Here is a 513-nt window from a genome sequence, read left to right on the forward strand (position 1 = left end):
GAATAGAGGCAATCCTGCGCGCGGAACGTCTCGGCCTTGCGTTCCGAGCGCGTGCCGCCGGTCAGCCCGACGCCGGCGATGCCCCAGCCCTGCTGGCCGGGCAGGCCCAGGCAGCGATCGACATAGAATGCCTCATGCGCCCGGAAGAAATTGCCGACGCCGAAATGGACGATCCCGGTGCGGATTGCGGACGGGTCATAGCCCGGAGCGGAAATGCCGGCGGGCAGTGACTCCAGAATGGTCCGGTTCATCATGTCGCCTCTTTCTCCTTCTCGGTCTTGGTCGGTACCTCGTGGGGTACGTCGTGCGGCGATGCGGCGCATCCGGACCAGAGCGCGCGAACCGCGCGGTCCAGGTCGGCATGCAGCATCGCCAGGGTGAACTGCATCACCGGGCTCCAGTCGGGACCCGGGTGATGCAGCACTGTCAGGACCGCCGTCGCCCCGTCCTCGTTCTGCGGGCGATGGCGGCGGCGCGTTCTGGCTTCGCGCTCGCAGCGGCGGCCGAGCTGCG

1 protein-coding gene and 1 pseudogene are annotated in these 513 nt (G+C 68.4%); both read right to left on the reverse strand.

Going from position 1 to position 513, the window contains the following annotated elements:
- Positions 1-254, reverse strand: a 254-nt coding sequence (locus tag HUK84_RS22635; RefSeq protein WP_456306695.1) for a mannitol dehydrogenase family protein, incomplete at its 3' end; no start/stop codon positions are given.
- A pseudogene (locus tag HUK84_RS22640) lies at positions 251-513 on the reverse strand (FUSC family protein); the annotation flags it as partial. The gene HUK84_RS22635 and the pseudogene HUK84_RS22640, both read right to left, overlap by 4 nt.

Origin of the sequence: Nguyenibacter vanlangensis (assembly GCF_013376155.1) — a bacterium.
Lineage (GTDB): Bacteria > Pseudomonadota > Alphaproteobacteria > Acetobacterales > Acetobacteraceae > Gluconacetobacter > Gluconacetobacter vanlangensis.